The sequence below is a fragment of the Streptomyces phytophilus genome (assembly GCF_013870535.1).
GTDB classification, from domain to species: Bacteria; Actinomycetota; Actinomycetes; order Streptomycetales; family Streptomycetaceae; genus Streptomyces; species Streptomyces phytophilus.
Genome location: NZ_JACBXC010000006.1, coordinates 1 through 25,535, shown reverse-complemented (window position 1 = coordinate 25,535; position 25,535 = coordinate 1). Strand labels below are relative to the sequence as shown.

16 protein-coding genes and 1 tRNA gene are annotated in these 25,535 nt (G+C 65.5%); 6 read left to right on the top strand and 11 right to left on the bottom strand.

Translation table 11 applies throughout. The features are described 5' to 3' along the window. Positions 1-90 precede the first annotated feature (90 nt). The 8 genes from dpdD to dpdE are packed head-to-tail and all read right to left on the bottom strand — an operon-like array spanning position 91 to position 17,647. On the bottom strand, positions 91-2,151 hold the full coding sequence (gene dpdD, locus H5J30_RS01140; RefSeq protein ID WP_181785241.1) for a protein DpdD: 2,061 nt from the start codon (positions 2,149-2,151) through the stop codon (positions 91-93). Further along, a complete protein-coding gene (dpdK, locus tag H5J30_RS01135) occupies positions 2,148-2,687 on the bottom strand; it encodes a phospholipase D-like domain-containing protein DpdK (protein WP_181785240.1) in 540 nt (179 codons plus the stop codon). Before dpdK ends, dpdD begins: the two co-directional genes overlap by 4 nt. Continuing rightward, positions 2,684-7,153, bottom strand: a complete 4,470-nt coding sequence (gene dpdJ, locus H5J30_RS01130) for a protein DpdJ (protein WP_181785239.1) — start codon at positions 7,151-7,153, stop codon at positions 2,684-2,686. The genes dpdK and dpdJ overlap by 4 nt, the downstream gene beginning before the upstream one ends. An 8-nt stretch (positions 7,154-7,161) precedes the next feature. Continuing rightward, a complete protein-coding gene (locus tag H5J30_RS01125; protein WP_181785238.1) occupies positions 7,162-7,848 on the bottom strand; it encodes a hypothetical protein in 687 nt (228 codons plus the stop codon). After that, positions 7,838-10,867, bottom strand: a complete 3,030-nt coding sequence (gene dpdH, locus H5J30_RS01120; protein WP_181785237.1) for a protein DpdH — start codon at positions 10,865-10,867, stop codon at positions 7,838-7,840. Before dpdH ends, H5J30_RS01125 begins: the two co-directional genes overlap by 11 nt. Then, positions 10,860-11,729 (bottom strand): protein DpdG, encoded by an 870-nt coding sequence (gene dpdG / locus H5J30_RS01115; protein WP_181785236.1) that lies wholly within the window; start codon positions 11,727-11,729, stop codon positions 10,860-10,862. The genes dpdH and dpdG overlap by 8 nt, the downstream gene beginning before the upstream one ends. Position 11,730: 1 nt before the next feature. Then, positions 11,731-14,340: a protein DpdF gene (dpdF, locus tag H5J30_RS01110; RefSeq protein WP_181785235.1), complete on the bottom strand. Its 2,610-nt coding sequence runs from the start codon at positions 14,338-14,340 to the stop codon at positions 11,731-11,733. Beyond that, the gene (gene dpdE, locus H5J30_RS01105) at positions 14,330-17,647 is read right to left on the bottom strand and encodes a protein DpdE (RefSeq protein WP_258562998.1); all 3,318 of its coding nucleotides are present in this window, start codon (positions 17,645-17,647) and stop codon (positions 14,330-14,332) included. The genes dpdF and dpdE overlap by 11 nt, the downstream gene beginning before the upstream one ends. A gap of 1,072 nt (positions 17,648-18,719) precedes the next feature. Between dpdE and H5J30_RS01100 the strand changes: the two genes are divergently transcribed. From H5J30_RS01100 to H5J30_RS01090, 3 genes are all read left to right on the top strand, one after another. Then, positions 18,720-18,929 (top strand): hypothetical protein, encoded by a 210-nt coding sequence (locus tag H5J30_RS01100; protein ID WP_181785234.1) that lies wholly within the window; start codon positions 18,720-18,722, stop codon positions 18,927-18,929. A gap of 97 nt (positions 18,930-19,026) precedes the next feature. Next, positions 19,027-19,638 (top strand): transposase, encoded by a 612-nt coding sequence (locus tag H5J30_RS01095; RefSeq protein ID WP_181785233.1) that lies wholly within the window; start codon positions 19,027-19,029, stop codon positions 19,636-19,638. A 449-nt stretch (positions 19,639-20,087) separates the two neighbouring features. Continuing rightward, a complete protein-coding gene (locus H5J30_RS01090; protein WP_181785232.1) occupies positions 20,088-21,827 on the top strand; it encodes a recombinase family protein in 1,740 nt (579 codons plus the stop codon). A 249-nt stretch (positions 21,828-22,076) separates the two neighbouring features. Here H5J30_RS01090 and H5J30_RS01085 read toward each other — a convergent pair. The 3 genes from H5J30_RS01085 to H5J30_RS01075 form a co-directional block, all read right to left on the bottom strand. Then, positions 22,077-22,144 (bottom strand) — tRNA-Arg (locus H5J30_RS01085). Between the two features lie 4 nt (positions 22,145-22,148). Then, on the bottom strand, positions 22,149-23,498 hold the full coding sequence (locus tag H5J30_RS01080; protein WP_258562997.1) for a site-specific integrase: 1,350 nt from the start codon (positions 23,496-23,498) through the stop codon (positions 22,149-22,151). Between the two features lie 23 nt (positions 23,499-23,521). Further along, positions 23,522-23,956, bottom strand: a complete 435-nt coding sequence (locus H5J30_RS01075) for a hypothetical protein (RefSeq protein ID WP_181785231.1) — start codon at positions 23,954-23,956, stop codon at positions 23,522-23,524. A gap of 134 nt (positions 23,957-24,090) precedes the next feature. On the opposite strand from H5J30_RS01075, the gene H5J30_RS01070 reads away from it, so the two are divergent. The 3 genes from H5J30_RS01070 to H5J30_RS01060 form a co-directional block, all read left to right on the top strand. Beyond that, complete coding sequence (locus H5J30_RS01070) at positions 24,091-24,351, top strand: helix-turn-helix domain-containing protein (protein ID WP_181785230.1); 261 nt, start codon at positions 24,091-24,093, stop codon at positions 24,349-24,351. Beyond that, the gene (locus tag H5J30_RS01065) at positions 24,348-24,650 is read left to right on the top strand and encodes a hypothetical protein (RefSeq protein ID WP_181785229.1); all 303 of its coding nucleotides are present in this window, start codon (positions 24,348-24,350) and stop codon (positions 24,648-24,650) included. Before H5J30_RS01070 ends, H5J30_RS01065 begins: the two co-directional genes overlap by 4 nt. A gap of 83 nt (positions 24,651-24,733) precedes the next feature. Then, on the top strand, positions 24,734-25,535 hold an 802-nt coding region (locus H5J30_RS01060; protein WP_220188409.1), incomplete at its 3' end, for a hypothetical protein.

Below are 25,535 nucleotides of genomic sequence, written 5' to 3'. Positions count from 1 at the left end.
TGCCCAGCCCAGGGGCGGGTGTGGCTAAGGTCGAGACTGGTTCGTGCGACGTTGTAGACAATGTCACAGCTGCCGTGGCGCCCAGCGATGTCAGGCCTCCGCGTCCTCCTCCTGCTCTGGGGTCAGAGCCCTGACCAAGGCCCGGTACGCCGAGGCCGACCCGCCCCCGTCCGGATAGACGATGTCGCTGCCGCGTTTCGCGTGCTGTCCGATGAAGCCAGTGGCAGCGTGTGTTGCGCACTGAGTGATCATCACGATCAGGTCCGCTCCGCGTACTTTCTGGCGCAGGGCTGACGATCCGACCTTGTCCGAGGCCGTCGTCACACTTACCTGCGGATACTGCTTCTCGGTCAGTTGCTTGACACGCGACAGGACCTTCGTATCCAGGCCGTAGATCAGAGCCTTTGCTTGAGACAGCGCAGGCTTTTGGCTCTGCTGCTTATCGATCGCCGGCCAGCCCAGATCGCCGAGTTCGAGTTCGTCAGTCAGGGAGCGGGCGACGTCGAGCAGTGCGGGACCTAGTCGTACGGCTCGTCCGACCAGCGGCACCAGCAGTTCCATGGCGCACTCGGCGCGCGCATCGGCGTCTGGCGACGCATAGGCCAGTAGCAGGTCAACGTAATCCAGAGCCTGTTCGGCGGTCTCTGGACACACCCACTGGTCCGCCATCAAGGCGACATGCTCAAGGAGTTCGCGGTACTCGGACGCACTGGGCGCCGAGCGCAGCGCCAGTGTGAGCAGCAGGCCGAGGACCGTCAGACCCGTAGGATCCCGTCGATGACCCGCCGAGCTGACGATAATCTGCTCCATCGTCTTCGGCATCGATTCCCGGCTATCGAGCAGCCCCTTGAGGAAAGGGGCGAAGGCAATGTGCCAGAGCCGCTCGTACTGCTCGTCCCCGCAGGTGGACAGGCACCCCGCAATGCGCACGTCATCGGCCGCGTTGACAGGCCAGCCCTCGTCGCTCCCCGCGTCAACGGCACGTGCCCGGTCATAGGCGGCGCGCTCGCCTTCGACCACCGCTTCGATGAGGTCCGCCCAGGACTCAAGCGGCAGCGCCGGGGCAGATTCCTCCTCAGACTCCTGCGAGCCCGATTTCTCAGCCGGCGAGGGTGCCTGCTGCACATTCAACTCGACACGCTCGGTCGGGCTCCCAGGGAGGCTTGCTTCGGCGATCTTGGCACCCTGAGCGTCGACTACAGAGCGGATCACTGCTGGGATGGCCTCTCCACGTCCCGCGGTGTCGAGCATACGGACCGCCTTGGCCAACCGAGCAGTTTCACCCTGGCCATGGAGCGCTACGAGGAGCACCGCGACAGCGGCGTCGCCATGGCGCAGGGGGTCCTCGGCCGTCGGCAGATTACGCGGGACTCGCGGATCCGCGAGAGCTCGTGCTGCCCCCGCGAGGTCTTCGGACTCCAGCACCGGCCCGACCATCACCCCGTAGACGGCGGCCAGGACGTGCTCCTTGACTTCTCGCGGCGGGTCGAGGAGTAGCGCGCGGTCCAGTCCGGTTAGGGCGAGCAGGTCGGTGTCCTGGCCGCAGACCGATAGCAGTTTGACTCGAAGACCGATCAGGTTCGCCGGCGACAACCCGCCTCGATGAGCGATCTGCTCTAGGAGTGCCTCAGCGGTCTGCGGCGAGCCGCCGAGCAGAGCGGCCTCGAAGTCTGCGAGTAGCCTGCTCAGCGACCGCGGCGTGGTCCAGTCGCGGTGGGGGGCAGCGTTGACCGCACGGATCATTAGTTCGGCCGCTTCCCGAAGGCGTTTACGGGCTGGCGTGGTGTCGACGCGGACTATGAAGGTGCTGTTCGGACCAAATTTGTCGCTCACCCGCCGGTCCACCGGATCGCGGTCGTCCAGTCGGGCCGGTGAGGTATCACCTCGAGCCGCGAAGGACGCACCGACGAACGCAGCCAGTAGATCGCGCACCTGAGTAGTGTTCTGCGGGCTTCGCGCGATGACGTAGAGCCGGAACTTCTCATCCTCGGTAAGCCGGGGCAGGACGATCGGGGCTGGGCCGTCGCCGAGGGCGGCGTCGCGTAGCAGGGTCAGGGTCTCCGGCCACCGGCCGGCCACATTGTGCGTGGGGTCCAGGAAGAAGTCCACAAACTGATGCAGGCGCTCCTGCGCGGTCGGCTGCCCCGTCATGGGCGGCTCACCCACTCATCCTCCAACTCCTGCACCGCCTGTGCCACCTGGGCGATGTCGGTGGTGTACGTGATCTGTTCCTTGCTGGCCGTCAGGCCGCTGCGGGTGAAGTTCATCGACCCGCTGAGCATCCAGTCGGAGCCGCACAGGGTCTTCTCGTGGACTCGTGGGTCGCAAACGACGTTGACGTCAGCTGGGTAGCTGCTGCCCACTCGCAGTCGCGCGAGGAAATCCTGGTTCGACGGTTCGGGTCGGGTCACGATGTGGACCGGAGTGCCCGCAGCGGCGATGAGCAGCAGGAGGTCGGACAGACGGCATCGTTCCCGCGGGTCATCGCCGAGCAGGTAGTCGAAGGCCCCGTCGGAGTTGTCGAGCAGATCGATGTCGCTGATCCAGGCCGAGACCACCCACACGACACGGTCGAGGGATGGCGCCGCGAGCTCAGCGAGCAGTGCTGTCCGGATCAGCGCGTCTGCCGTCAGTCCGGAGCGCCGACCGGTCCGTACGGTGCGGGTCGTCGGAAGGGCGCCGCTCACTGCTCCGCCTCCTTGAGGACCACCTTGACAAGCACGGAGTTGCTGTTGCGGGAGACTCGTTCCACCATGCCGAACAGCCGCAGCACGCCTCGGTCCACCGGGATCAGTGGCACCCGCAACAGCGCGTCGCGAAGGACCGCAGGGTCGGCGAGCGGACAGACGAGGTCGACGGTGCCGTGCACGGCCAGCAGCTCCTGGTATCGCTCCACCCACTCCGACAACATGACGTCAATCTTGGGCAGTTCCTCGGCGTGGACCGCAGCGGCGATTAGGCGGTCCAGAACCACAGGGCTGCCACCGTCGCGATAGGGCTGGTAGACCTGCAGGTGGTGGTTGCGGGCGGCGTCGCCACGCGGCCACAGAATGCCAAAGACCTGATCGGCACTCATGTTGCCGGGGACATCTAAGAGCCCTTCGCCCGCCGTGTACGCCACGACGCGGGCGTCCACCTCGACGCCCGTACGCTGCTCGATCCGGTCCCACTCGGCGAGCAGCGCACGCGCAATCCTGTCGGTCTGCGGGCCGGAGCCAGGCCGCAGCAGTCGGGTCGCCAGGGCGGCGACTTCGCTGTGCCGGGGCGGTCCATCGAACCGGGACCATGCGCGGCGCAGGTCGCCCAGTGCCTTGGCTGCCTTCGCCGACTCCTTGGCATTCCGCAGATCGGCCATGGCTTGCGCGAGATCCCCTTCAGGCTCGTCATCGATGACATGCCGCAGGACGCGGGTCAGACGGTGGTCGGTCTGCTCGAACGCGTTCGGGCGCAGCGCCGCGCCCATGAGGTTCCAGAACCGCCGCGGATCCTCGGCGTACCTGCCTGCCGCAGTCTCGACGAGTCCGAGGCCGCCGATGGACGTCTCGGTGATCCACACCTTATCGGGGGCACCGGTCTGCCCAGGCACAACGTCGATGGTGAGGTCGCCATCCTGTGCGTCCGGGCAGATCCGCAGCACGGCCTCCAGCGCCGCCGCGGCGAAGGTGTCCCGGTAGGCGCGCTGGGCAAGTATCGCGGTGCGTTCGACAATGTGATCGGAGAAGAGCAGGGTCGCGAGGTCGTCAAGGGCAGCGCATACCTGGGGCTGGTCACTCAGGTACTGCAGGTCCGCGACGACGCGCGCGACCGGTCCGCCGTCCTGCTCCTCGTCCTGCTGCTCCTGGCTCTGCCGGTACAAGAGTTTGATGATCTGTGGGACTTCGTCACCCCAGGCACCGCGCGATAGCGCGCCGTGTGCGTCCTGTGGGGTGGCTCCCTTCAAGCTGTGCAAGGTGAACGCCGATAGATATACCAGGGAGAGCCAGCCGAGTTGGAAGACGTTCGCCTGCGCGGTCAGCCTCGGATCCTCGGCAACGCACTGGGCGAATGACTTGGCCCGCCACTGCGGACTCTCCAAGTGCTCCCGTACCCGATGCAGCTCCACATCCAGCGGGGCGACCTCGAAGGTCAGTGCATCGACGGTGAGTGAGAAGCCAAGAGCGACTCGTTGGCCGTCCTGCTCGTAAGCGACGCTGTAGGGCGAGACCTGGCCGGAGTAGCCATGGACGATGTTGCCGGAAGCCCCCAGGGTCATCCGGCGAACTTCCACCGGATTGCCGTCAGCATGGGTCGCAAATCCGACTCCAGTGACCGTATCCTTCCAGGCCGTGGACTGTGGGGTATCGACAGAGGTGGGCGGTTTAGCCGAGTCTAGAGCGATCTGGGTCGACCACGTTGGGAAACCCTGCGAGCGGTCGCCGACAGTGGGGTCGGGCTGCGTCAGGCGAATCCTGTAGGGGCGCACGACGGAAACCACGCCGATGTCCGGGATGCCGGTATCCCAGTCGTCCTGCGGCACGCCCTCCTCGATAAACGACCTGATGTCCAGGCGGCTATCCCCCGGGGAGACTGGCACCCAGGTGCTGTGCCGGGTGTCCGCATAGCCGTAGCGGCGACTAACCTTGCCGGGGACCGCCTCTCGAAGCGCTTGGGCGATCGGCAGAGACTCGGACTTGTTGGAGAACGGCAGACGGAATTCGACCTCGGGCACGTTGAGCGAGGCGAACAAGGTCTTGGTGACGAACTCGGGCATGAAGGAACTGGGCGATGCCCCGGGGTCGTGCCGGACAGGCGTGGACCCGGCTTGAAGGCGGCGCAGCACGCTTGGGGCGACCGCGAGCATTACGGACCGGGGCTGCTCCCAGAGCAGCGCCTGCGTCTCGGCCGGATCTAGCCGCAGTGCGGCGGAGAGATGGTTACGCAGGCTTCTGAGCAGGCCGCCGTCACCGGCCAGCAATTGCTGCAGCCATCCGCTGAGGCGTGCGGTCACCGGCTGGTCGTCCTTCTTCGGCGTTCCCGCCCTGCCGATGACTTCCCTGGCGTCCCGATAGATACCGTCATTCCCGAGCAGCGTGTTCAGCCAGTCCACGAAGGCCTGGGCGCCCTGGATCTTGATGACGTGCCGATTGCCGACCGGAAGAGACCGCGCGGCCACCTCGGGCGAGAACAGGGAGTCGTAGGCGCGGTAGGCGAGGCCGTCTCGGCCGAAGTCGGACAGGACGACGACGGTCGTCGGGCGTGTGCCGCGTTCACGGCCGGCCCGGCCGCGGCGCTGCAGGAACGACGCTGGGTCGTGCGGAGCCTTGTGCTGGATGACCAGACCGACTCTGGTGTCGTTGAAGCCCACTTCGAGGGAGGCTGTGGCCACCACGAGGTTGGCATTGTTGTCAAAACCGGTGTCCTGGGAGGAGGTGCGTCCGATGATCAGCGGCGCCTGCCTGAGGCTTTCGTGGAGGTTGTGCCCGAGCCGTACGGGGAGGTCCCAAGACTGCCCGTCGCGGTAGCGCTTGTGATGCTGCTCGTGCTCCGGCGCCCGGAGCGCTGCAAGGACCCGGCCATTCCGCTTAAACCTCGGATAGGCACCTTGACCGTACTGACCGCCCTCAGCCTCGCGTAGAATGTTGTATAGACGATTCGTGACGTCCAAATCGTCGGTGAACGCGAATCCCGTTGTCCCGAACAGCGACGTGCCTGTGGGAGCCTGGCTGTGGTGGTCCAGCAGCCGTCCGTAGAGCATCGCCGTCTGGATTGACACCGACAAGAGGCTGACCCCTGATACCGGGTCGCCACGCAGGACGAGGGAGTACTCCCGTCCCTCGTGCTCCATCTCCTCCGGCCGCGGTTCGATCAGTTCGACACTGTCCCCCGGCAGACAGGTCAACTGCCCCATGAAGCGCTCGGCTTGCTGCAATGTTGCGCTCAGACCGACGAAGGTCACTGGCCTTCGCCGGGCGAACCGCCAGCGCCGCAGCAGCAGCGCGGTCTGGGCACCGGCGGCTCCACTGTAGGTATGGGCCTCATCGAGCAGGACCAGCCGGGGCCCGTTGCCAGCGCGCCAGCCCAGCACCCCTCCCAGTAGGGAACCGGCGGTGTTCCGGTTAAGCATCTCCGTGGTGGTGAAGAGGAGCTTCGGGATGTCCTGGCGGAGCGAGTCCCTGGTGAGCGCGATGATGCCCTCGGGCAGCGCCTTCCCGCAGTCCGCGCAGCTCAGGATCTCGCGCTTGGCCTCGGCATGTTTCGTGCTCCAGACCATTTTCCCGGTCTCGCACGCTGGGCAGGCCAGATAGGGACATACGAGCCCGTCTCTGGACGTCTCCCACGCGCCGCGCCAATGCGGGTCCCTAAGCGCCCAGAGTGCTTGCGGGGTCCTCCCGTACAAGACTCCGATCCGGACCGGACGGCCACCGGGCATCGCGCTGGCGGTCTCGAGTGCTGTTTTCACCGCTTCCTTGAGCTGGTCGCGCAACAGCTCAACACGTGGGTAGAGGGCCAGTGTGTGCACTACGCCCTCGCGCCGGTCCGACGCCATCGCGCTGAAAGCCGGCAGATAGAAGGCTAGCGTCTTCCCGCTACCGGTGCCGGCGCCGACGATCACCGCACGGCTCCGCCCAGAGGCCAGGGCCCGCAGTACCGCGTCTGCCGCCTTTACCTGGAACGCGGACAGTTGATAGCTGCTCCAGCCTGCCCGGGCCACGGCCGCGTGCGCGGCCGTCCAGTTGGGCATCTGCGCCAGGCTCTCGATCGCCTCGGCGGCCTGCAGGTCACGCCGAGGGTAGCGGCGATCGGACACGTGCAACCGATAGTCCGCTACCAGGCGTCGGTAGCGCTGCCACCAGCCTCCCGCGAACTCCGGAGGGACGAACAACTGCCGGAGTGACGTGGTCAGGCGCAGTCCCTCTGCGAGCCTGGTGCGGTAGGCCAGTGGACTTGCATCCGGAACCGCGAAGAGCAGGCCACGCTCGAGTAGCTCCCGAAGAAGGCGATCTTCTCCAATCTCAGCAGCCCCGCGATCGCTGACCGTGAAGGACTGGAGCACCTCCCGAACTTCGAACTTGCTCAGGCTCCCTCCCGTAACTCCCCAGGAGAGCAGGGGGAGTTCCCGATCTTCCAGTGCGTTAAGGATGCGGCCGAGCAGTTCACGGCTGGCGCTACCCATCTGGACTGTCAGCCTGCCTCTCTCGTCAACCGGACGTGGATGTCCTCGCCATACTGGCGCAGCACCGAGATCTCCGCATCGGTTACGTCGGAAAGGGCGAGGCGTCCCCTATCGATCTTGTCCAGCACCCGCACCAGATCGGCGGATACTTCTGGTACGTCGTGCAAGATCTCCTTGAGGGCAGACAACCCCTGGGCGAACGTAGTGACCATTGCGCTGTTGACGTCGGACTTCGGGTTCTGAGCGCTCTTCAGCTCCCTGACCCGGTTCTCGACGTCGTCCTTGTCTGTCCGAGACGTGAGCATGGCCTTGCGGCCCAGCGGCAGGGCCTCGAGCTGATCTTGAGACCAACTGGCCCAGGCTTCCTGAAGTTCGGCTGCAAGTCTCCTAGAGGAGGCCGCCAGCTTCCGCTGGGCGGCTATGAACGACTGATTGCTCGGCAGTCCTCCCTCCGCGCGCCGCGCCAGGTTGGCGTATCCGTCCTCCACGTAGGACAGATCGAACCGCAGCCCTGCTCGTTCTGTCAGTGTGGCTGCCGTGCGCAGGTGGCCCTCCAGATTGCCAAGCTCGGCGGAGATCTCCCGGACCCGCTTCTCGACCCGTTGCCGCTCGTTCTCGTTCTGCTGATCGGAACGGATCGCCCGCGCGCCGGCACGCACCCGCCCAGCCTTCTCCTGGATCGTCTCAGCGTTCATCGGCCCCGTCCCCCTCCCGCTGTTCTCCATCCTTCGTCAAACTCGACCACCTCTTCAGTAGCCCGGCCACGTCGTGGGCGCTGGTGTTGGTCTGGCCCTCCAAGCGGCGCTCCATCGCCGACAAGACGACGTCCAGGTCCGCATCGCAGATCCGCAGGAATTCCTCCAGCGCATGGAGGCGCTCGTCACGGAGCATGCCAGCGACACGCACCTGATCGCGGATCGAAGGGGAATCTTCCGACATGGCCTTGAGGTCCTGCTCAAGTCGCTGCACACTGCTCCGCTCCATTCCTTGGACCTGAACGCGGAGATTCGACACCTGCTGCAGTTTGGCGGACGAGATGCCGCCAAGGCCGACGCTCTGGGCATCATGGAGCGCTGCCTCCACTTCGTCGAGCAGCTCTGTGATGCTCCCGCCCGTGTAGTGGCTCGGGATGGATCTAGTGAGGCTGGCGAGCACGTCCATCTGGGCGGTGAGCAAATCGTTCCAGCGAGCGAACGGTCGAGCTGCTGCACTTGCCCATTTCGGAAGGTCCAGTGCAGACCCCCAGTCCCACTGGTCGAGGGCCCGCTGAAGTAGCGGCAAAGCACGTGCGCCATCGATGACCGATACCTTTCCGGTGGCTCCCTGCCCGCGGCCTAGCAACCTACGGAGGAACAGAGCGAAGTCCGGCCGCAACGCGAGGTGGTCGGCCAAAGCTGTCGTCCACATAGGGGAGCACAGCACCGAGTCCTGGCGTTTCCATCCGTCACCAGTGTGGAAAACGGCCGAGAATAGTTCTTCTTCGCTCATCCCCGGCAAGGCTCGGCCGGCCAGGACTGCACCCAGCAGGCTGACCCTGATTCCGGCGACGATATCTGCGTCGGTTGACTCTATCGACTGCTGAGCTCGTTCGCGCAAAAGGAGTGAGTGCTTGTCCGCAAGCGCTGCGAAACGAATCGTGTCCTCGGCCCGAGGTTTACCGGTCTTTGTGACCAACTTCAGAACACTCTTAAAGAACTCGCCGTTACTTGGGTTCCGTGTGAACGAAATTCTGCGCTTGGTCGCCACTTGACTTTCGCCAGTAGCACCCTCAATTGAAACTGAGTCTGATCGGACCTGATCGACAGGCCATCCCCAATTCTTGGACTCTGCCTGGCTGAACGGTTTGACGGGTGGGTTGTTCCATGTATACCGAAAGTAAACTGCCCGGGCGATGGCTTTACGCAGTTCGCTCGCAGTATCCTGGCTGAGGTTCGCGCCGTGTGTCCACTCCTCGATGTTGTCCACCTTGCGCTGGACGGAGGGCGACATGGGGGTTTTCGTGCCATTCTCCGTCGTCTCCCTCGTCTTCTCTGGCTGAGGAGGGATTCCGCCGTCAGGGGCTGCAGGCAGGGAAAAGGTACCCGCTATTGCCGCAGGGATACCGTTGATGTCGCTCGGGTTCTCGGCCCAGAATTGCAGTAGCGCCGTCCGTCGCTCTCTTTCAGGATCATCTGCGTCGATGAAGTAGTTCCGCACTGCATTGGGCATACGGGGATCGTTCGCAGCCACAGTGAAGGCAGTGTTGAAGTCCGGCCCCGGGAAAGTTCCCTCGTGAATCCACTCGACCCCGTCACGCATGAGCGGAATGATCACTGAGCTGAGCATTGCCCTGGGAACGAAAGACCATGGTTTGTCATTCGGTGCGACTGCGTGTGAAAGTCGCCGCAGAGCCGTCCGAGTGAACGGGTATAGGCCTACCCCATCAGGCAGTGCACCGAAAGTCTCGTGACAGGCCGCTTTGACGGGGCAACTTTCGCATTTGACCGGCACGTGGAGGCCTCGCGATGCCTCAATTATGTCCCGCCCCACCCGTGCTGCATTAAGATAGCGGCCAACGAATTCGGTGATTTGCTCGGAGCCGTCATCCGTCTCGTTAAAGACGATGTCCAGGTTGTAAGCGATGCCAGAGTTGATACGCGTGAGCGCGGTCTCCGGGAGTCCCTGAAAGTACCCACTGGTGATCGCCATTAGGGTACGCATCGGCGCGATGGACTCTTTGCCTTCCCGCATCGATGCCTCAGTTACCGCGTCGAGGAGATCCCGCTGGACGCCTTGGATCAAGGCGAAGTCCTCGACAAGAAGGATGATCTCCTTGCCTTCGCGGGCGACGATCTCACGTACTTTGATCATCGTGTCGAGAATGCGTCCAACTCCGAGCGAGAAGGCCTTCTGAACAGCCCTATCCAAATATGCATTCAGCAGCGATACCGCTGACTCCTTGAGGCCCGGACGGCTATTGAGGAGTTGGACGATCTTCTGGGTGTCCGGATGTGCCTTGCGGATTTCTCCGGTGATCGGCAGGTCAGCAGTCGAGAAGTGAGGTGGCCGCTCTGACTCATCGGGTTCGCGGTCGCGGAGTAGTCGGGCTGCATATTCCGGAACGAACTTCTCCGGTGCCAGCATCACGTCTACGGTGAGTGGGTCTTGCAGCACCCGGGCCAGACCGCGCGGGCCGACCAAATTGCGGACGTCCCCCTTGTAATCGGCCGGCCTAGTGTCAGCCAGGGCCAGTTGCAGTTCCGCGACGAGTCGCCGCGAGAGTTGCTCCAAGTCCATCCCCTCGCCGAAGGTGCGGAGGTCCTCCTTCACCTTGGCGACCTCCACGTCATCGATGTCCTTGAGTAGATCGTCGATGACGTTCCGAAGGCTCGTCCTGGACTTCTCTAGGTAGATCACCTTGTACTTGTCCCGGGATGGGATATTCTCCCGGACCCAGCGGATCAGGTGGGACTTGCCCGATCCAGACTCGCCCACCACAGGGACGAGCAAGGTGCCCGTATCGGATGGACGCTCGAGGAAGTCATTGAGCACATCGCGCTCGGACACGACGGCACCGGAGGGTTCGATTACTCGGCCGCTGATCCGTGACCTGCGGATCCGCAGCGGCGTGTGGGTGGCCAAGAACGTCGCCGGGGATGGCACCACGGCCTCGGTATGGATGGTAGAGATCACATCCTCACGAGTCCAGCAGACGTAGCCCCTGAGCTCAGTCACGAGCGACCTCCATGCGTTGCACCGTGGAGCAGAGCAGCGAAAAATCGGAATCCGGGTTGAACAACTTGATCTGGGTGGTGGCGTCCGATCTCTGTTCCAGTTTCAGCCAACCTTCGATTTCACCGCGGCGCAGAGCGAAGGAGAGCGCTGGGCCGACCTCCAACTCGCTCTCGTTGAGGAACCCGAAGTGTTCGGACAACTCGCCTCCCGGGAGCGCAGGAAGGATGCGTCGCAGTTCACGCAAGACCGCCAATGCGTCGACTTGCTGGCGGGGCTCGAGTAGGTCCTCGATGGTCTGCCGGATCGCAGTTGTGCAGTCGGCGATGCACGTACCGCCTATCTGTGGGGCAGAGGCTGTGAAGCCGGTAGCGGCGCCCCAGCTTTGGAATGCCCCCCATCGGGTGTCGTTAGAGAAGATCGTATCTTCGCCCTGTTCCTGTTGAGCGGTTTCCCACTTGAAGGGGTCTGCGTGAGGATCCGACCGAAGGAACCAACAGAGGGCGCGGCAGAGATCTTCAGCTACTCCATCGGCGAGGTCCCATTTCTGCGCGTCGGACCTTACGAAGAGGGCCGAACGCAAGCGTCGTTGGAACAATTCGTAGTCGTCGACCGCGATCCCTTGCCCCGTCGCTGCAAGTGACCAGATGGTCTCCTCGCCGCTTCCCGCCGAGGTGAGAAAGCCGAGCTCCCTGAGCGTTTTCAGTGCCATCACAACATCGAGAGTTCCGTCGTCCAGGGAGTCCGGCGCAGTGAACGCGAGGACCTTCGTCTGCGGGAGGCTCCTGCGTTGCCCGGCCATAAACCGGAAGACTGGCCAGGTGAAATCCGGCCGTGCAGTCTGCGTGGGATTGAGGTACGCCACGTCACAACACCTTTCGAGCTTGGTTCAGAGGGATGGAAGCGGCGTGGATGTCTTGCAGGAACATGTGAGGGCGGTCGTAGTCCTTAAGCGCACTTGGATGGAAAAGATACAGGCGGTCGCCGCCGGAGTATCTGACCAGTGCCGTCTCATCCATGTGCTCAGCATCGCGTTTCAGTACCCAAACGACGGTTCCATCGTGGTCTCGAGCACAACTTCCGTCCCCGTCGTAGATTACTGGATGTGGACCCGCTCCAGCCTGGATGGCCTCGGCCTGTGGCAGACTGAGTCCTGGGCCGCCGAAAAAAGCCGTTCCGCGTGCCGCCAATAGACCTAGGAGACGGGTCAACTCGTCGTCGTGCTCCTCGTACGAGCGCCAAAAGAGGCTGAGGCTGGGACCGTCTCTGTGCAGAGATTCGAGCGGGTCATCGCTGCGTTTCCATGGGGCGATAGCGGGATCCGGAGTTATGGGCACGCGGTAGAGGGCGCTGGCCCCGTCCGCGGGTAGGCCAGCCTGCCGGCAGGTCGGACACCCTCGGCAAGCGACAGCCGTCGTGAGTTCGCCCGCCCGGACGCGCACCGTGTAGTAGTCCGAGAGGACCTCTGCCATACATGCGTTGAGATCCAAGATATTGATCATGCGTGCCAGGGATTGCGTCTGAGACGACTTAATCTCCTGTTTGGAGGACCGGACTGCTTCCTTGAAACTCTTCTCGTCGTTTGTATTCCCATCGAGAAACTGCAAGTCGACGTAGCCCTCCGAGCGCTCGTAGAAGGCTTGCTGTCTCGCGCTCCATACCTCCCAGGACTCGGCTTCATCCTTCATTGGGGGAGTGGGCGGACGAACGTCGATCAACTCCGCACGTGCCATTAGATTGATTACACGGATGTTCCACTCAAGATTGCGCTCCGAGTCCTCGGGCACATCGGGCCGCTGTGTGCGCAGATCAACGCGATGGAAGCCGATCGGTACCTCGGACAGGGGGGCGCGGACCTCATTGATGATCATGGAGTGCCATCGGTCCCACGCCAACTCACTCGTGAGGATACGCTGTTTGTTGAGGCTGACGGCCAACGAGCGGTCGCTGGGAGTGGATGCGAGAAATGCGATACACGGGTTCCCATCCCGTCCGCCGCGGCCGACCTCCTGGTAGTAGCGGTCGACGGTCTCAGGGACTGTGGCATGCAGGACTGTGCGGACATCGGCCAGGTCGACTCCGAGGCCGAACGCCGAGGTGCCGATGACAATGTCGTACCGCGTCGGAATCGTTCGCCCTGAGCTATCCCGCCCAGACCAGCCCTCCAGGGCATCCCGTCGCGCCTGCTCGGTGGAGTCGCCGTGGACCACCGTCACCCGGTGCATGCCTTGCCGTTGGAGTTGTCGCGCCCAGGCATTGGCATCCGCCTTCTTCGTGGTGTAGACGATGGCAGGTGACGGCAGCAGGGTAGCCGCTTCCAGGACCGCCGCCTGACGCGATGCCTCATTGGGGTAGCTGTGCAGGAAGTAGGCGGGTTCCTGCCGCAACTCGGACGCCCACAGCACTTCAGTGGACCCAGGCTCGCCAAAGAGCGTCTCCAGCGTCCTGACCTGCTGATCAGTCAGTGTCGCGCTCATCGCGACCGTGCGGACGGCGTGCTCGACCGGAGCCTGGCGTAGCCATGCCCGGCGCTGCATGGCAAGCGTTTGGAAATCGCTCCGGAAGTAGTTGCCCCACTGTTCCACCAGGTGGGCCTCGTCGATGACGAGGTAGCGGAGCAGGCCGGCGCTTGCCGCGGCGTCCAGGGCGTTCCGCAGGCCGCGCTTCACCCCCTCTGGGGAGGCGATGACGATGGGGCGGCGACCTGCCGCCACAGCGTCACGAATCTCCTGTTTCTGCTGGTCCGTCAGCGATCCGACGTAGGCATACCTCGTTACCCATGCGCCGGGGTCGCGCTTCGCCAGCATCTCCCGGACCCTGCGCTCCATGTCGAGGGCGAGGATTACCGTCGGGACCACCAGTAGGGAGACCCCTTCCGAAGGGCTGGCGAGCAGTGCAGCGGCAAGTGCCACTGGCGTCTTGCCATGCCCGGTCGGCAGGCAGGCGATGGTCGTACTGCCGGGAGGTGACAAGACGACGGAGCGGGCGATTTGACGCTGCCCAAGGGACCTGTAGGAAGGGAGACCAAGAGTTCGTTTCCAGAACGGATCCGCTTCGACCTGCGCGGGCTCATGCCGGGCGTCCGGCGCCCATTCGCCGCGAACCGCCCAGGACACCTGGTCAACGGCAGCCTCCCATGTCAGGCCCGCCTCGTTCTCCGGGGCCCAATCCTCAGCGTAGATACGCAGCCCCTCCCGGTACATGCCCCCCATGCAGAGGGCGGTCTCCCACTGTTCCCGAGACGGCAATCCTTCCACCAGTGGTACCAGCAGGGGTGAGTTGTTACCCAGCAGGCGACTCCGCACCAGAAGTTGCCGCGTGAGGGACGCGATGTCCCGCCAGCCTGCCCCACCGGTTCCGACGGATGCGAGAGCGTCTGCCAGTCGGCGCACCGTGCCCGAAGCGTTGTCCGGCACCGTGACGTCGGGCCACTGGCCAAAGAGGCGATACGCCTGGTCCCACTCGTCAGTGCTCACGCGAGACCCGAACCAATCCGCGTCGTACGATGCACGCCGCAGCCACTACCTGGATTGAAGGCTGGGCGAGCCCGTCCGCGAGGGCTTTGAGGACACCGGCGTCGGTGACCAGCCCCTCGACGTCGCTGACGAGGCGGCCGGCAGCCCGGCGAGCTGCGGCCTGGGCGCTGAGCACGGCGGCCTCCTGGAGGGCCAACTCCTTCGCTTCCCGACAAGCGGTCTCAAGGTCCGTTGCTTCCACGAGGTGGTTCCGTGCGACTTCCTGGGCAGACTCTGCAGACTGGCCGCAGGAGTCTGCTCCTCCGAAGATGTCGAAGAGTTCGTCGACCCGGTCCTGATTGTAGTTCTTGTCCCCCTGACTCTTGTCGTACGGCCGGTTCAGCCACGTGATCAATTCCTGGTCTGTCACCACGTGCTTGGTTCCGGCCTGGACCCAAACACGCAGCATGAACGGGGCAAGGACCCGATCAGCCTGTCGCCGCAGGGCCCGGCACGCGGCCTGGCTCTCCCCCACGAGGGCCGCGGCCTGCTCAATGGTCGCTTCCACCACATAGTCGAAGCCGAAGAACGGCTGCCACTCGCCGCGGAACTGTCGGTCCACGCGGCAAATCGCTGCTGCCTGCCCGAGGTCGTCACCGACCGCGGCGTCCACCAGGCTGTCGACTAGAGGATTGCCGAGCCGGAAGAGGCGGGTACCTGGAGCCCGTAGAGCAGTGGAGCGGTTGAAGACCCCGGTGGCGACCTCCACGGTGGGAACCGCCTCTTTCAGGGCGGACCAGCGCCGACGCGACAACATAGGGTGAGCGTTTCCGGTATGGACAGGGAATACGTCACACAAGACCCCGCCGACATTGCGTCGCACCGGTGCCAGTCGGATCCCACCGCTATCCTGGGCCGTATAGGCGTAGAACTGGTCGCGCAGCTTCGGCCACTGTACTTCGAGACTCGAAAGGGCCTCAGGAATGTTACGCAGACCTGAGGTGCCGCGGTGGATGGACTCCAGGCTGTCCATCTGCTCGACGGCTTCGCGGGCTTCTTCTAACCGTTCACGGACCGAGATGTCGGCGGTTACCAGGCCCTCGGGCCCCTGCTGCATCGCCGCCATCCACACGCCCGGGATGGATTCCGCAATCGCATCCTGAAGTGTGGATACCGACCCGGTGAACAGGCCGTAGCCCCTGTCGAGCAGCTCGGCCCACGCATCGGTGATGTCGCTCTCAGCGGTCTCATCGACCGCCAGGCGATACTGGGCAGCCGGTTCCGCGAGGTGGACGGACTCGGCACCTCTGTACCGGTCAACCCTCCCCATCCGCTGTTCAAGTTGGTTCGGTGACCAGGGCAAGCGGAGATGGACGACACTGTCGGCGACCTGAAGGTTCAGGCCATCCTCGGCACTGTCGTCTACGAGCAGCACAGCCGGCTCCCGGTGACTCCGCCAACTTGTGATGGCTTGTTCAGCGTCAGCGGACGTGACCTGCCGCGTGTGGGCTGCGATGAGCGCCCTGTCACCGAAGCGCTGCTTCATGGCCGCGGCCAGGTCGGAGGCAAGTCTGCCGGGTCCGCAGAATACGACAATCCGCCTCTTCTGGCGTAGCCCAGGGAGCATGGCTGCGAGCACTGCACCCACGAAGCTTCGGTCGCCGGAGGCGTACGTGGAGACCGCGGAGTCGAGGATGCCCTGCTCTTCGGGTAGGACCTGGGGGTGTGTCAAGTACCGGCGTTCCTGCTCGGTGAGCGCGGCGCGGGTGGCGGCCTCTTCGTCCTGGTACAGGCGCCATCGGAGCGCGTCCAGCAGGTCGTCGGGCGTGGCCGTGGCCCGCGACGCGAGGACCGCGAGGGCCATGCTGTAGGAGGCGATCCGATCCTCCTGGCCAATGTCCAGCAGCGTGTCCGACACGGTTGCCCGCCACGAGGCGAGGGTCTCCTGTGCGAGCATGAGTGGGCCCGTCGATGCGACGAGTGCCTGCGGAGTCTGACGGCCCCGCACGGCGTACGACTCCGACTCCGCGTCCGAGTCATCGACGAGCACGAAGGCCCGGCGGTTGCGGATCACGCGTCGATGGAGGCGGTAGGTCTCGCTGATGTGTTCGCGGACTTCGCGGACACGGTAGGCGAAGTCCGTTTCCATCCCTAGTTCGCGCAACTCGTCGTCCTCGGTGAGCATGCCCAGTACGGCCGCGGAGAGGTCCCGGAACCTCGTGTCCTGCGGTGGGATGAGTTCTGCTACCTCATCCATCGCGCCACGGATCGAGTAGATGAAGTCGGGGTCGAGAGCATATACGGCCCGCGCGAGTTCCGCGCGGCGCTCGTAGCGCTGCTCGAACTCTTCCTGCTGGTCCCACCGGTACAGGTCGGGATCGAGTAGGTGGAGCAGCCCCAGGTTCGTCAGGTAGCGAGAAGTCACCGGCGTGGCGGACAGAAGTAGTAGTCGATCTGACGATACGGCGAGGGCTGCGAGTTCACGGTAGGGCGACTCGTTTGGATCCTCTACCTGAACCAACTCGTGCGCCTCGTCCACGATCAACAGATCGCCTCCGTGGTAATTGGCCCACCTCCCAGGAGTCGTGTGCGAGGAGATGACGATTCTAGCTTTTGGAAAGTCGTCGATGAAGAACTTCGTCCTTAACTCCCGTTGCCACTGTCGCCGCAGAGCTTCCGGCGCGACAACGATCACCTTGGCATTTGGGTTGTCGATAAGCGTCTGCCTTACAACTGCTCCAGCTTCGACCGTCTTCCCGAGCCCCACTTCGTCTGCGAGCAAGTAGCGTTGGACGGGATCAGTCAGGATCGTCAGTACGGCCTCGACCTGGTGTGGGTAGTACTCGATTGCCGAGGACAACAGTCCGGTCAGCCCGGCGCTTGCCGATCGCTGCGCCAGGACGCTAGCGAGCATCGGGAGCCGGGCATCCCGATACGGCGAGGAGACCCCGCCTTTGACCGCGAGGTTTGCGACGGGTCCCTGGTCCGGCTGGTCCCAGCGGATGTAGAGGTCACGCGCGAGTACGGGGAAGTCGAACTCGCTGTTCGGGAAGCGGACGAAGTAGGAGTAACCGCGCTCCTGCACACCGACGACTCGCCCGGTGCTCCAGGCGTTGTCCGTCGGCCTCCGCCACCAAACTCGGTCCTCGTGCTCCAACATCACTGCCTGGCAGTCCGCCGTCGGCACCCAGTGTGACTCCACTATCGGGCGGGCGACCGACTCGAAGTAGTTGATCTGGAGCCGACCGGCATCCACTGCGGCGATCTTGCCGACTCCGGGTCCTTCTGCGGCACGGACGAAGGAACCGATGATGGGTGTCGAAATCAACAACTCACCTCGTTGGCAGGTCTTGCGCGCATAAAATGCGCCCGGGCGGGACATCAAATGCAACCATATGCGGCACCTCTGACAAGATCCGCTACGGCGTGCGGCGTGAGTGCAGCGCATGATCAACTTCGATGGGTGTCATGTGGGGTTTCCTGCGTATGGGGCGGTCTGGCCTTTTTGAGGGTATCGTTCCTTTCGGGTGACCTCGACCCGCTGCGCGGGTTTGCGTAATTGATCTTGATGCTGAGTGCCAAGTCAGTGATCTCGCACGTCGCGGGTCCCGCCGCGCAGCCGTTGTGGGTCCTCAGCCTGAGCGCGGACCAACATCACTAAGCTCGGCGCCTCTGGCTCCGGTGGGTCGGGGGCGGGCACCTGGGGCAGCGCTGGAGGCTGCGCTGGTCGCCCCCACGGCAGTAGGCCGCTCAAGGCGGAGATGATGTGCGCCAGTCCCAGCAACGCGATAGGTAGGTCAGCGGCTGGAGTTCGGCGCAGGACGGCCCAGGCCACGGCCGCGACCACCAACAGGACGGCCGTCAGCACAGCGACCGCGCACAAGGCCAACGAGATCGGCATGCCGAGCACGGTGCCAAGGGTGGGAGCGGACATGGCGGGAGCCTCCAGAAATGCAGAAGGCCCCCGGGTGACCGAGGGCCGTGTGGGCCAAAAAAGAGCCCCACTTCTCAAGAGAAGGAGGGCTTAAGGAGCCACAAGTGGCATCCTGCGGAAGCAAGGCTGCCACGACCCGCTAGGCATCGTCAACCCCTTCAGTCCTGCAGGTCACTTGAGTGGCTGCGGCGTGGATGGATGGAACCTCGCGTCATCAGCCCGCCGACATCCTTGCGCGTACCTCACCATCTGGCATACCGCAGGGATCACGAGACGTCAGCCTGCACGACACCACGCATTGACCTTGTGAATTCAGCTACACCCTTGCCATAGCCCGGATGTGACTCCCCGACAGCAGAGGGGTGCCCTCCACCTGCGATGATCTGGATTGCTGAGATCAAGAACGTCGCTGAGTGAGGGGCACACCCTGAGGGTGAAGGGCAGTGGGTAGGACCAGCGGCTCGTCGTGCGTGCCGACGATAAGAACCTCGTCGGCCACGCAGGGGTCGTGCTGTTGCGGAAGGTCGCCGACCGGGTGGGGCTGACGGCGGCGCTGACTGCCGCACTGCGGCAAGGGGTGGGACCGGGCTGGCGGGATCGGGGCGTGGCCCTGGTGCAACTGGCCTGCGCGATCGTGCTCGGCGCCCGGACGGTGCTGGAGGCCGAGCGTATCTAGCAGCACTGGCGGCGCCTGTTTCCGCTGCCGGTCTCGGACAGCACCCTGCGCCGCACCCTGGAAGCGATCGACACCGGTCGCGGCCCGGGTGCAGCGGGTGCGCGCGGTGATACGCCGCGGGGTGTGGATGCGGCTGCGGCTGCGTCCCGGCGGCTTCTCTTGGATCAGCGTGTGTGGGCGGATCCTGCGCGGCTGGTATGTGCTGGACCTGGACGCCACCCTCGTGACCTGCACCAGCAGGAAGGAAGGCGCGGCCGGCACGTTCAGGGGGTCGTTCGGGCACCATCCGCTGGGCGCGTGGGTGGCCAACACGGCCGAGTGCGTGGCGCTGCTGCTGCGGCCGGGCAACGCCGCCGCCAACGATGTCGCCGACCACAAGAGTGTGCTGCGCCTGGCGCTGGCCCAACTGCCGCTGCCTGCCTGGTCGAAGCTGCTGGTCCGGATCGACGGCGCGGCCTTCAGCCACGGTCTGCTGGAGCGTCTGCAGCAGCTTTCCACCAGGCGGCGCTGGGTGCGGTGGGTGACGGGCTGGGCATCCACGCCGCCGACGAGGCCGCCATCGCGCTGCTGCCCGAGAGCGTGTGGAACACCGCGCTGCGGCAGGACGGACAGCCGCACGAGATCACCTACGAAGACGGCGAGACGTTACCAGGTCGCCGAGCTGACCGGGGTGCGGGAGCTGACCGGCTGGCCAATGTCACTCGCTTGAGGCGGTTTCCTCGTGGGTCAGGTAGCCAAGAGTTGCAGTAGCGGGTGGTAGATGCCGGTGCCTCGTTGGTGCTTGGTGTGGGCGGTCTCGTTGCCAAGGCGTTCCGCACGCCGCGCTGACTACTCATGTCAGGCCTGAGCAGCGAGAAAGTCAGGATTTCCCGCGGGCGGGCTTGGGGTCGGATGGTGAGGAGGTGGCGGTGGGTGGGTAGTCCGGAGGCGATCCAGGCGTGGGCTGCCTCGCGGCGTATCGACAGAGCGGGACCACGGCGCAGCCATGATGAGCCCGTGGGGTCGGGGGTGGCTTTGGTGGCGTGGGTGGGGCGGACGTCGACGTGTGATCAGCAGGATCCGACGTTGTCGTTGCCGAGGCAGCTGCGGGTGTGTCAACGGGTTCTGCCGGAGGGTGCGGTCATTACCGCGCACTTCTATGACGTGGAGTCGGGGCGTATGGCTCTCGGCGACCGTGGTGGTGGGTCTGCTCATGAGCGGATGGTGATCCCGGTGCCGCGGGATGGTGGTCTTGGGGCTCTGCTGTGGGAGGCGAACCGGCCGGATAGGCGGTTCGATGTCGTCATCTGTGAGTCGATCGACAGGATCGCCAGACGCACGTATCTCGCCACAGAGTTCGAGCACCGGCTGGAGCAGGCGGGGGTGGTGCTGTGGGCGGCGGACGAGCCGATCCGGGTCGCCGAAGGTGGCCGCAGGGGCCGGAACGCCACGGAGGTGTTGGTCCGCCGGGTGAAACAGGGAGTGGCGGAGTGGTACGTCACCGAATTGCTGGAGAAGTCCTGGGCGGGCTTCGAGACCCACGCAGAGCAGGGCTACAACGTGGGCAAGCCCTGCTACGGCTACCGCGCCCTGAAAGTGGCGCATCCGGTGCCGGCACGCCGGGCCAAGGGGATGAAGAAGACGCTGCTGGAGTCCCATCCAGTGGAGGGGCCCGTGGTGTCCAAGTGCTTTGCCTGGCGGGTGGCGGAGGAGCTGAGCTACAGGCAGATCGCGGAGAAGCTGAACAGCGACTTGTGGGTCAATCCGCCGCCCACGCCGGTGGACACTGAGCGGGCTGCGGGGCGCTGGACCGGTTCCAGTGTCCGGGAGGTGCTGACGAACCCGAAGTACACCGGGCACATGGTGTGGAACCGGCGGGCCCGCAAGGCGGCGGGCCGAAACCGCCTCAACTCGGTGGAGGAGTGGGTGTGGTCCCCCACCCCCGCGCATGCGGCGCTGGTGGATCTGGAGACGTTCGTGCGGGCACAGAAGGTGGCCGAGCGCCGACAGGGCTCGCGTCGCGCATCCGGCCCGAACAGCCACCCGCAGACCAAACGCGTCTACCGGCTGCGCGGCTACGTCTTCTGCGCCCTGTGCGGCCGACGTATACACGGCAAGCCCAGCAGACGGAGCACCTACTACGTCTGTGCGCCCAAGGCGGAATACCGGCCCGAAGGGCATCCGCCGAGCATCTGGATGCGTGAGGACGCGCTCCTTGAGCACCTCGCAAATTTTCTGTGCACTCACGTCTTCAGCCCGGCACGGCGTCAACTGCTAGATGAGTATGCGGAAGTGGTCGATGGGCAGCCGCAACAGGAACGGCAACAGCGAGTGGCGTCGTTGCGGGCGGCCGTCGCGGACCATGCCGCCCGGAGCCGACGTCTGGTCCGGGGCCTGGAGCTTCTTGACCGTCCCGATCCGAGCCTCCTTCATGAGATCGCGGAGCGTCATGCCGAGTTGCGTGTGCAGCAGCACACCCTCCAGCAGCAGCTTGCCGCCGAGCTGAACGAGGAAGGCCACCATGATCAGTATCGGCAGAAAGCTCATGTACCGCTCAGCCAGGTTCCCGTGACCTCAGCCCAGCTGTCGGGCCTGCCGGACGAACTGTCCCGGTCCCTCTTCGACGCCCTGCGTCTGACAGTGCGCTACGACGCGCGAACCGGCGAAGCAGTATGCAGGATCATCCTTCCAACCGCGGTCACGGCTGACGCGTCATGCCAGATCACGCAGGGTGTGGGTCTCGCCGTCCGATGCGAAGCGGCAGTAGGGGACGGGACCGACGCCGCAGCGGTGCAGCAACGCCAGCTTCGGCCGATGGTCAGGGTGCTGGCCTGGCTGGCTGACCAAGGAAAGACCGAGGACGGGCGTGGTTGCGGCGGGAAACCGGTCGCCGCGACGCCGGGATACGGCATCCCCTGAAGGGTCGTATCGCAAGCGTGACGGAGGTGCTTGCTCCCGGCACCCCCGTATGGTTCGAACCTGCGCCAGCCCTCTGACGTGGGTCCAGGCCGCTGGGGATGGCCTTTCACCTGCGGCTATGCCATCTGCAGGCACGTTGAAGACGAGGGGCGGCTCCCGAGGGTGGCTGAATCCTTACGGGGCCATCGGTACCTCCAAAGGTACGGCCAACGCAGGACCTGACCTGCAAAAACGCGGAGTGTGATCTTGTGCCCCCGGCAGGATTCGAACCTGCGACACCCGCTTTAGGAGAGCGGGTGTCGAACCAGACCCGCGGCCTGGTCACCCCACCTCTGAGCTGCCCCGTTGCCACCGCCGACGATCGTCCCGAGCCCGGAGAGAGATCAACTGGGAGGGAAATGGGAGCAGATCTTGAGGCGCCGGTTTCACCAGGTCAACCCGGCCCCACATCGTGCGCCACCCCAACGTCGCCATCGCCTGGTCGTACAGCTCCTGCAGGGCCTCCAGCCGGGCGATGCGCATCGGCGCCGTGGGGTGCTGGTACACGCCCTTGATCCCCGGCATGCGGTGCCCCGCCTGTTCGTAGGCGAGCGGCGGCCGCACCCCCACCTCGTCCTGCCACGTGTCGTGTGTGTGCCGCAGGGACCGCAGCGTCATGCCCGGCGCTATCGGCTCCCACGCCTCCCGGTCGGGGACCCCGTGGCCCCGCCCGCGCGCCGGCGCCCCATCGGCGGCCGGCCGCAGGGTCCTTCCCCAGTTGCTGCGGCGGATCCACTTCCCGCTCGGCGTCGACAGCGGCCACGGGTGCGGCCAGTCCGCCAGGTGGTAGGCCCACAGCCGATCCAGGAACGGCGGCAGGTCCAGGTCGCGTATTCGGTATTCGTTCTTGAGCGGCTCCAGCTCCAGCCGCGTGCCCAGCTTGGCCCCGGTCTCGGAGCGGTGCTCACCCTCTGAGACCTCCTGCACGATGCGCAGCACCCGGCAGGTGAACACCCCGCCGTCGTACGGCTGGCGGCGGGTGAGCAGCGCGTTGTCCCGGTGCAGGCCCGTGCCCTCGCCCATGTTGAGCCCGGTCCAGGCCGTCGTGATTACGCGCAGCCCGTACGCGGGCCCGAGGCGCTCGGCCACCCGCAGGACCTCCTCGGGCCGGTGCGCCTTCTCCTCCTCGCTCTTGCGCGGGGTGCTGGCGGACAGGCTGAGCGGCTGGGCGGTGCGGCGCCGGCCGAACAGAGGGTTGACGAGCAGGTACTGCGCATCGACGGCCGCCGTCATGATCGTGGACATCAGGCTGACGACGTGGCCCCGTTTGGAGTCGTCGACGTCGAGCCGCAACTGCCAGGCGTCGACGTCGAACCAGGTGACCGCGAGCAGCGGCGTGTGCTCCCACTTCGGCAGGATGTGCTGCTCCAGCAGGTCCCACCGGGTGCCCATGGTCCGGCTCCGCCGCTGCCGCGCCGCCATGAACTTGCGCGCGAACTCGCCGAACGGTGTGCGCTGTAGCTCGGGGTCGCGCCAGGTGCCGGCGCGAATCTGGGCCTCCTGGTCCTCGCCCCAGTCCTCCGCTGCCTTCCGCGTACGGAACCCGGGCTCACTGCCCAGCGTCCCGTCCGGCCTCCTGTACCGGGACCGCCACGGGTACTCACCGCGGCCGCGCTTCTCCCCGTACGCCATGCCGCCCTCCCTCGTCCGCCCCCCTACGCGAGGCGTCGGCCTTCGCCGCCCTGCTCCCGCTCGCCGCCCTGCTCCCGCTCGTGCTCAAGGCCGAGACGATAGAGCCTGATCATGTCTCGTCGGTCGTCTTCAGAGAGAGCCATCTGCCACATGGCCACCTCCCGCCGATCATTCGGGTCAGGCATGGCGGGGTCGGCCTGGGCCTGGTCCGCCTCGATGGCCTCGATGGTGGACCCGGTGTTGTAGGCCCGGCTGATTGTCCCTGGTTTCAGCCTGAGTTCACGCTCCCAGGCCGACCGCTTCCCACGCTGAATCACCGTCTTCCCGCGCTCGGTGAGGCTCACAGTCGATGACTCGGCAGGGATGCGGGCAGCCAGCTTGGCCTGCGTCAGGTCGAGTTCTTCGCGCCGGGCGCGAAGCGCCTGCCCGACCACGCGGGGATCGCCGGGTGTAGTCACGGGTCAACACCCTGACAGAAAACCTAGGAAAAGGCTAGGCACTGACAAGGCTCTGACCAGGGGATACTAGGAAATCGCTAGTGATTCCTCACCAATAGCTTGTGAATCACTAGGGATTCTGTCAGGGTGTTGCCATGTCGCTCAAGAGCAACGGGGCGGCGATCCGCGAACGGCGCCTTCTGGCAGGGCTCACGATCCGCGAGTTCGCCGACGCCGTCGGATACCACCCCAACTACGTCAGCCAGATCGAACTGGGCCACGACAACGGAGGCCCCAACTTCCACCGCAAGACGGCCGAGCTGCTGGACTGCGAGATCAACGACATCACCGACGGGATCAAGCCCCGCCGGATGCCGGTGAAGACCTCGGCGGCTGCTTCCAAGAGCACGCCATGAGCAACGTCGACCAACTCCGGGCGAAGCGTCGACCCCGTGCACACCCCCGCGTGCACATCAGGCGTCCAACTCGGCCCAGGAAGGCGACGGCCCTGCCGCCGCTGCGCGAGGACCTGTTGTACGACGCCGAGGCGGCAGGCAGGTACGTCGGCCGCACGGCTCAGTGGATGAAGCGCGCCGCGCGCGCCGGCCGTATCCCGGCCGTCCGCGACGGCCGGTTCTGGAAGTGGAACGCGCCGCAGATCCGGCAGATCGTCGCCGGCGACTGCTCGCCCCCGGACCGCCGCCCTAAGCGCTGACCCACGCACACACGGCGAGACCGCCCCGCGATTCCCCAACCCCGGGACGGTCTCCGACCCACCTCCCTACGAAAGGCAGGCCGATGCCTGACGACATTACCCCGCGACCCCCCGCGACGATGCGGCCCGCGGTCGCGGTCGAGCTGCCGCCGGTGGCGTTCCGCGCGATCGGACCCGTCCGGAAGAAGCTCCTTGACCACCGGGACGCCTCGTTCGATCTGGTCGCCGCCGTGGTGACCATCCTGGCCGACGAGCAGCGGCTGACCGACCCGGAGGAGGCCGCGGGCATTGCCCGCGCCTCGTACGCCGGGGCGCTGGCCGGCGCCGCCGACGACGTCGAGCGGCTGCTGTCGGAGCACGAGTGCGGGTTCACCGACGCGCGTAGCTGCCACCAGGCCCTCACCCAGCTCTACGGCCGGTGGCGTACGGAGGCCGGGAAGGACACCCCCACCGGGGGCGAGTCCACCCGCACCGCCGACGACGCCGTGGCGCGGTGCCGGTTGTGCGGCTGCACCGAAGCGGCGGCGTGTGAGGGCGGCTGCGTGTGGGTGGCCAACGACCTGATGGTCGACGTGTGCAGCGCGTGCGTGCCCGCCGGGCCCGACGTTGTGCGCATGACCTGGGAGCAGCGGGTGACGTTGCACCCGGGCGTCGCGGACGGGACGCCGGCGGAGGTGCCGATGCGCACGCCCGCCGGCGTGCCCGCCATCGTGGGGCTCACCGACACCGAGCGCCGGCGGCTGGGCAGCATGCTGACCCTCCAGGGCCCGGCCACCGCGCCGTGCCCCACGCCGCGGTGCGGCATCTCCGCCGACGAGCTGCGCGAGTCCATCCCCGAACTGGGCGTCGCCCGGTACGGCTGGATCTCCGTCCAGGTCGCCGGCG